Annotated in this window: 8 protein-coding genes; 2 read left to right on the top strand and 6 right to left on the bottom strand. The window is 42.7% G+C overall.

All coding sequences use genetic code 11. The features are described from left to right. Window positions 1–464 precede the first annotated feature (464 nt). Window positions 465–680, top strand: coding sequence for a hypothetical protein (locus tag ICL16_RS42945; RefSeq protein ID WP_190838559.1), 216 nt, complete (start codon window positions 465–467; stop codon window positions 678–680). A 38-nt stretch (window positions 681–718) separates the two neighbouring features. On the opposite strand, the gene ribD is transcribed toward ICL16_RS42945, so the two are convergent. From ribD to ICL16_RS42925, 4 genes are all read right to left on the bottom strand, one after another. Beyond that, the gene (gene ribD / locus ICL16_RS42940; protein WP_190838567.1) at window positions 719–1,786 is read right to left on the bottom strand and encodes a bifunctional diaminohydroxyphosphoribosylaminopyrimidine deaminase/5-amino-6-(5-phosphoribosylamino)uracil reductase RibD; all 1,068 of its coding nucleotides are present in this window, start codon (window positions 1,784–1,786) and stop codon (window positions 719–721) included. Window positions 1,787–1,897: 111 nt separating this feature from the next. Next, a complete protein-coding gene (mreD, locus tag ICL16_RS42935) occupies window positions 1,898–2,512 on the bottom strand; it encodes a rod shape-determining protein MreD (RefSeq protein ID WP_190838557.1) in 615 nt (204 codons plus the stop codon). Window positions 2,513–2,517: 5 nt separating this feature from the next. Further along, on the bottom strand, window positions 2,518–3,306 hold the full coding sequence (gene mreC, locus ICL16_RS42930) for a rod shape-determining protein MreC (RefSeq protein WP_190838554.1): 789 nt from the start codon (window positions 3,304–3,306) through the stop codon (window positions 2,518–2,520). Window positions 3,307–3,400: 94 nt separating this feature from the next. After that, on the bottom strand, window positions 3,401–4,408 hold the full coding sequence (locus ICL16_RS42925) for a rod shape-determining protein (RefSeq protein ID WP_190838551.1): 1,008 nt from the start codon (window positions 4,406–4,408) through the stop codon (window positions 3,401–3,403). A gap of 366 nt (window positions 4,409–4,774) precedes the next feature. Here ICL16_RS42925 and ICL16_RS42920 point away from each other — a divergent pair, with 366 nt between their 5' ends. Next, window positions 4,775–5,137, top strand: a complete 363-nt coding sequence (locus ICL16_RS42920) for a single-stranded DNA-binding protein (RefSeq protein ID WP_190838549.1) — start codon at window positions 4,775–4,777, stop codon at window positions 5,135–5,137. 50 nt (window positions 5,138–5,187) lie between these two features. On the opposite strand, the gene ICL16_RS42915 is transcribed toward ICL16_RS42920, so the two are convergent. Next, window positions 5,188–5,391: a hypothetical protein gene (locus ICL16_RS42915; RefSeq protein WP_238361206.1), complete on the bottom strand. Its 204-nt coding sequence runs from the start codon at window positions 5,389–5,391 to the stop codon at window positions 5,188–5,190. A 278-nt stretch (window positions 5,392–5,669) separates the two neighbouring features. Further along, on the bottom strand, window positions 5,670–6,254 hold the full coding sequence (locus ICL16_RS42910) for a tetratricopeptide repeat protein (RefSeq protein WP_190838546.1): 585 nt from the start codon (window positions 6,252–6,254) through the stop codon (window positions 5,670–5,672). Window positions 6,255–6,311 lie beyond the last annotated feature (57 nt).

Here is a 6,311-nt window from a genome sequence, read left to right as displayed (position 1 = left end):
ACTTCTTTTTTAGTTCTTATGTACTAAAATGGCGATGCGTTCTCCTATGTGCCAGTTAAGGGTGCGGAATGTGGGCTGTAATTGGTCCTCGCGGAGATGTCTATAAATAGGGACAAGCCAGTGCTAGTTAGCTTTAGCTCACTAAGTAATACCAATTCTTCTTATGCTTGGTACACGTTTAAACCCCCCAACCCCCCGATCATCGGGGGGCAAAAAGGGATCTTGTGTAGCCAGCTTTTAGAGAAATGGTATAAATCTTTCAGTCCGTTTTAACGGAATGCGCGCTGTTAGCCTTGAACTTCAGTTCAAGGCGTACTCCAAGTTTTCTTAGTCATCATCAACTTATAACTCGAATTATTAAGTTTTTGATAACACTTGTGTCGGCTTGTACGTGGATGCCGGAAAATCCAACCTGCATTGTGTATTCTGAAAACATCTAGGCAAATGATCTAAATGGAGGTCTAATGACTCCGAAAATTCTGCGTCAGCTGTGGACTATAGTCGAAAACACACAAGCCAAGACGCTATTGCAACTTGACGACGCTAACTTGGTGCAGTTGTTGGTAAAGCAAACCAAAACGCAAGCGTTGTTGGATTGCCATGAAACCGATTTTCTGTGCGACTACATCCGATCGCGCTTGACTCTCATCCGAGATCTTGTCCAAGAACGGCAGTGTTAATAACAAATTAGTTAACAGTTTCCAATTACTGTTAACTGTTAACTTTTATGTGGCAAATAACCTTCGATTAAAAAGTCAGCATCTACCGCTCGTACCTGCACACGCTCTAATGACATTGCCTCTGTCATTGAGGTAAAACCCAAATCACCCACAGGTGTAGGAGCATTACTACCACCAATGATTTTCGGCGCAATAAAGGCAAGAACTTTTTGTACCGAGCCACTGGCGATCGCACTGGCGGCTAAAATACCACCGCACTCCCATAGCACATTGCAAAAACCCCGCTCATAAAAGTAAACCATAGCCTGCTCTGGTGTTAGAGGTGACAATTCCACCACTTCCACATTTTGGCGACGTAACAAAGCTTGAAAATCAGGGTTAGCGTCTTTTTCTGTCAACACTAAAGTGGGAGCATCAGTTGTCCGCCATAGGTGAGCGCTCTCTGGTAAATTGAGATGACGACTCATTACCACCCGTAAGGGATTATGGACTTCCTCCAAATGGCTAGTTAAACGTGGATTGTCTTGTCTTACCGTATTTCCACCGACAATCACTGCGTCACATGCTCTACGTAATTGATGGACTTCACTCCGTGCAGCTTGACTGGTAATCCAAGCACTATGACCAGTAGCTGTAGCAATTTTACCATCTAAAGTCATAGCATACTTTAAAATACCCAAAGGTCGATGGTAGAGAATACGGTGAACAAAACCTTCATTAAGTTTTTCACAAGCTGCTTGTTCAACGCCCACCACTACTTCTATTCCCGCAGCACGTAGGCGATCGATTCCACCACCACCCACCAGTGGATTAGGATCTACCATTCCCACCACTACCATTGCCACCCCAGCTGCGATCAAAGCTTCAGAACAAGGAGGAGTGCGTCCGTAGTGATTACAAGGTTCTAGACTAACATAAATAGTTGCGCCACGAGCAAGCTCACCTGCTGCTTTAAGTGCAAAAACTTCTGCATGTGGTTCACCTGCACGGGGATGAAATCCTTCCCCAACAATTTCTCCATCTTTGACAATTACTGCCCCCACCATAGGATTAGGGGAAGTACGTCCTAAAGCGCGACGGGCGAGTTCTAGACATCGCTGCATCATCGCCCGTTCAAAGTCTGTTCCTACCGTTGATTGCACTGTTAGTACATATAACTGTAACTACAGCATTGATTCTACCTCCTGTCTCCTGTCTCCTGTCTCCTGTCTCCTTTTTTACAATTGTTCTGCTAATCTCAGGCGTTGCCACCAACGATTGAGCGGATAATAAACTACAGGTGCCCAAAGGCTACTGAGAATAGCAGAGGCAAGGACAACTTTCTGGTAATATGCCCAAATGTCGGTGTTGTTGCGATCGCCCATCAAAGTCAATTGTGATGCAAAGATTGTCTCTGCCAAAACTGCCATAGCAAATACAATTAAAGCAATAGAAATAAAGTCTTCTTGAATAAAACGTTGTTTTTGCAGCAACCCCGTCAAAAATCCCACAATTCCTAAACCGAGGGCATGAGTTGGATCTGGCGATGTCAAGGCATCTTGAAGTAGCCCCAAAACCACACCTGCTAATGCACCTTGAGTTGCTGTACGCTTGACACTCCATGCTACCACCCAAACTACAGTCCAGTTTGGTCCAATTCCTAGTAACTCCATACCAGGAAAGCGTCTGAGCGACAACAATAAGCATAACAGTACAGAACCTACTATTATTGTCCAATTAACAGTTTTACGTAGGTTAGGATGCCAAAGAACAAGGGGACGGATTTCTCGTTGCGGTTTTCTTTGTCGTGATTTTGGGTGATGTCTCTTACCCTGTAGTTTAGGAATCTTCATGGAATCTAATTAGACTTTGGTGGTTGATTTACTATAGGGTTTTGTGGTTTAGGATGTACTGTCACCCAATCAAGCGATCTAATGGGCGGAAAAAATTCCACCTTTGCCACCGATGTTGGGAGTTTTTTCAAATCCAAGGACTTGATTTTACCTACCGCCATACCCGCAGGAAATTTCTGACTATAGGTAGATGTAGATATTACATCTCCGAGCTTCACATTGGGAACTTTTTCATAAAACTCCAACACCCCTTCAGCAGAAGAATCTCCCCGTAAAACGCCTTTAGCGCCTGTACGGCTAACAGTTACACCAACTTGACTCTTTAAGTCACTAAGTAACAAAACACGGCTGGTATTAGGAGTAACACTTTCGATTAAACCCACCAATCCACCGTCAGCTTTGACGACAAAACCTTCTTTGATGCCTGAAGAGCTACCACGATTGATGGTTACTTGTTGCCACCAATTGTCAGCACCACGTCCCACTGTGCGTGCGGGAATTGGGCGCGTTACTGGGGGTTCTTTCTCCACATAGTTCAATAACTGTTTGAGCTTTTTATTTTGACTTTCCAACTCTACTATTTGAGCTTGCAGTTCCAACACCTTCGCATCTGAGCGATTTTCTTGTGGCATTGGACTTGGTTGCAACATTTGCAGGGGACGAGTAATTCCTTCATAAACATCAAGGAGAAGCGCACCTTGAGTTTGACGAAGTACCCAAGCGCTGCCAATCACTAAACCTAGCAAGCCGATTTGTAACCCTCTTTGCTCCCACCACCGACGTGATATAAACATATATACTTTTCCCTAACCGTATAATCGCTTATAGGCACACCCCGATATATTGGATTCTATTCAGTAGAATCCAATATTGATCATTACTTACGCACTACATGTTGCGCGATCGCCCACTGAAAACTCGCTCTAACTGCTTGAAGTTTTCTAACACGCGACCTGTTCCTAATACTACACAACTTAAAGGATCGGCGGCAATGTGTGTGACGATCCCAGTCTCGTGACTAATTAAAGTATCTATTCCTTTAAGCAAAGCTCCTCCACCAGCGAGCATAATACCTCTGTCGATAATATCTGCTGCTAATTCCGGTGGTGTACGTTCTAGTGTGCGTTTTACTGCTTCGACAATTACTGATAGCGGTTCTGACATGCTTTCACGAATTTCTGGTCCTTTAATGCATACTGTTCGCGGTAAACCAGAAAGTAAGTGTAAGCCTCTAACTTCCATCATGGCATCATCATTATCCATTGTGGGATAAGCCGAGCCAATCCGAATTTTGATGTCCTCTGCGGTACGTTCCCCGATGACTAAGTTATGAACTTTTCTTAAGTACTGCATAATCGCTTCGGTTAATTCATCCCCAGCGATGCGTACTGATTCACTCAGTACAGTACCTTGAAGGCTCAGTACAGCAACTTCTGTTGTACCGCCACCAATATCAATTATCATATTGCCCGTTGGTTCAGCCACAGGTAAACCCGCACCAATCGCCGCTGCCACTGGCTCATCAATTAAGAAAACCTCTCTTGCGCCTGCTTGAGTAGCAGCATCCATTACTGCCCGTCTTTCTACGCCTGTGACTCCACTAGGAATACCAATGACTATCCGTGGTAATACCAGAGATTTTCCTTCATTTACTCTTTGAATAAAGCTTTTTAACATTAACTCGGCTGTATCGAAGTCAGCAATTACACCATCACGCAAAGGGCGCAGGGCAATTACATTTCCGGGTGTACGACCAAGCATTTTTTTTGCTTCTTCTCCTACTGCCAGTGCTACCTTTTCGTTTTGATCGATAGCAACAACCGAAGGTTCTTGTAGAACAATGCCTTTACCTGATACATATACTAAAGTGTTGGCGGTACCGAGGTCGATACCCATGTCTCGTGATAAGGAAAATTTGCTGAAAAGACCCACTATTCTTTCCGCCCCCTAATTTAAATAATTGTGTCTACTACCGTAAGATAGAATCGTGCTGGATTCTATTATTTTTTTTGAACTTAGTCTAGTAAAGAAACGCATGTTTTTATATAATTTTTTAGAATCTTTACCATAATGGCTTTCATTTTTTATATTCTTAGCCCATTTGAGTCAATCAGTGTAGTTTTGTAATTTTAACCAAATAATTTTGAGCATTTTTACTAGTAATTTTTTTTGTTATTTATTTTACCTCCTGGCGGAAATTATTTTATTAGTTATTATGGAAAACATGATGAATAAGTACACTTGTACTGAAAAGGAAGACTCATGAGTATCAATATTGTCACTTTAATTGGTCGTGTAGGTACTGACCCAGATATGAAATATTTCGATTCTGGTAGTGTAAAGTGTAAATTAACACTAGCAGTAAACCGACGCTCTCGAGATCATGAACATACTGATTGGTTCAATTTAGAATTGTGGGGCAAAACAGCAGAGGTAGCTAATAGCTACGTGCGTAAAGGTAAACAAATCGCCGTCAAAGGATCTTTGAAGTTCGACACCTGGAGCGATCGCTCTACCGGAGCAAACCGTTCTACACCTGTGATTTTAGTAGATCAACTAGAGTTATTAGGTTCCAAGCGAGACGCTGAACCTGATATGGTAGATAATAACCCTGAGAATTTTTAATTGTTAATAGCTAATAGCTAACAGCATAACTAACAGTTAGCTATTAGTTGTTAATCTTCGATATTATGCAAGTTTTTGCTCAGCAGTCGCTGCTGTTGGTGTGCAGTTTCGAGTTCCTCTTCAGTCTGCTTTAGCTCTACCTTGGTAGTAGACAATATATTTCGAGTAAATTGTAGTTCCTGAGTCACCTTTGCTAGCTTTGAATTTGTGAGTTCAAGTTCATCCTCCAGGTTTATGGATCTGGTCTCTAGCAAGCCGCGCCCTTCCCCCTCACTGGCTGCCTCTATTATACCTCCATGTAGTTCTACAAGTTGACGGGCACTATTAGTACCTGCAAACCATCAAGCGAAAGAGGAAGTTCTACAGCAGCTGCATTACGTATCTTTCCAACACCTCTACCTGCCGCTGGATTGTTTGAGTATGCCTGGTAAACTCATCTTTGTTCACAACTAGCTTGCCCTCTTTACTACTAAGAGTAAATAAACCACGATCTTAGGGGCAAAGGCTAGCCTTTGCCCCTACAAAAATCTGATTATTTGCCCAATCCCCATTTACCGAGTTTCGACAGCTTTTTCAGTATTCCAGGTCCTTCCAAGCGGAGCTTCCATGTCATAATATCAGGGCGATCTGGATCTATACCTTCCCACATTTTCAACCAAGCGATCGCCCCATCTTTTTTATCTTCAGCAAGCAGCAGTTCAATGTAGCCATTGCAAAAAGCCGCAAACTCATCAAAATGGAAGCGCTTTCGGGAAACTAGGGGTTTGAGTAGTGCCTCTGCTGCTTCAATTTCGCCTTTCAGTATATGCATACGGGCAACTGATACGCGAGCAAACACGTAGTCGGGAAAACGTTCAACAATATCATGCATGATCCCAACGCCTTCCTCTCTACGATTTTGAATTTCATAGGTAGCAGCCAAATTGTTCAGCAAGTCAGGAGAATCTGGCTCTACTTCAAGTGCTTGCTTAAGTAAAACTTGAGCTTTTTCTGCATCTTTGTCCGAACCTTTTTTCATCAACGATATAGCTTCGCCAAGCCATTGATTCACTTTACGTGAATGGGTTTTAAGTTGTTCATCATGAAATTCGTAATTAATTACTCCCGGTTCGCCCATTTTTTCACGAGTTAGAGAAAATAAGTAGTTAAAACTATACCCAATGACATATTTTCA

This window comes from Iningainema tapete BLCC-T55 (genome assembly GCF_014698965.1).
Lineage (GTDB): Bacteria > Cyanobacteriota > Cyanobacteriia > Cyanobacteriales > Nostocaceae > Iningainema > Iningainema tapete.
Note: the sequence above shows the minus strand (reverse complement) of the source record. Positions and strands in the feature narration are given on the sequence as shown.